This window comes from Candidatus Chloroploca sp. Khr17 (assembly GCF_004138165.1).
Classification (GTDB): Bacteria; Chloroflexota; Chloroflexia; order Chloroflexales; family Chloroflexaceae; genus Chloroploca.
This window is the reverse complement of sequence record NZ_RYFF01000169.1, coordinates 1-1,033: the sequence shown is the minus strand read 5'-3', so window position 1 is coordinate 1,033 and position 1,033 is coordinate 1. Positions and strand designations below refer to the sequence as shown.

The 1,033-nt window shown below is 64.5% G+C and carries 1 pseudogene; it reads right to left on the bottom strand.

The window, feature by feature from the left end:
* Window positions 1–664: pseudogene (locus EKD05_RS25565) on the bottom strand (hypothetical protein); the annotation flags it as partial.
* Between the last annotated feature and the right edge of the window lie 369 nt (window positions 665–1,033).

Sequence of the window (1,033 nt, the reverse complement as noted above, 5' to 3'; positions counted from 1 at the left end):
TCTGCCAGGTCGCGGGCAGGTTGGTCATCACGGCATAGCAGGTCAGCACCCCTCGGTCATCCTTGTCCCACCAGGCCAACACGTTCGTGGGGCCGCAGCGGTCTTCGGTCAGCCAGACGTTGTTCAGATAAGCCACCGTGTCCCGCGCGGGCAGCCAGGTGGTGAGCGCCTGCCCACTGGTCGCCGGGTCGGTGGTCACGGTCACGTTGCCCCGGATGCCCAAGATGGCGTCCCAGCCGTAGCTACGGATCCAGGTAAAGAGCGTCTGGGAGCGGAATTCGCTGTCGGCATGCACCAGGACCCGCACCGCAGATGGCAGCAGCGCCACGGCGGCGGTCAGCACCGCTTGCTGATCGGCCAACGAACTGGAGCCCGCGTGCTCAAGGACGCGCCAGACCAAAGGGATGGAGCGGCGGCGAAAGCCCAGGCTGACGACCAGGACGTTTTGCGTCTCGGTGAGCACGACCCGGTCGAGCAGCACATGCACCCGCTGGCGGCGCAGCCCGGTCAACGCGGCGCGCACAATCGGCTGGTAGATGTCCTCGGCCGTCAGGGTGGCGGTGTCGAGCAACCGGCGAAAGCGCTGGATCTTGCTTTGCTGTTTGGTTTTCAGCGGCATAGCGGCGGCAACGGCGCGCTGTTGGGCGGAGATCGCTTGACTCATGCCGACCAAGGCACACGCCAAGGGGGCACACAGGCGCGGACGGAGATTGGGGAGGGCGCTGGTCAAGCGAGTGGCTATGCTATCATACCGAACAGAGGTGGACATGGTGAGGCCTTTCTCCACGATGATGAGTCTTCGCACGATCATCATACTGCGGAATGGCCTCCGCTCCACCTCGTTTCACACCATGGCCCATGGTGAGGGCATCGGCTCGCACCACGAGGGGTCACGTTTCGCTGGTTTTTGCGCGAGGGAAACCCGCGTTGGCGGGTCCCGAACACGTCGTGATGCTGGAAAGGTGCTGGCACGCACCCAGGGGCCGGTTACCGTGTTGGAACGGCCCGCTCAAAAAAGTGACACCTGGTGAGG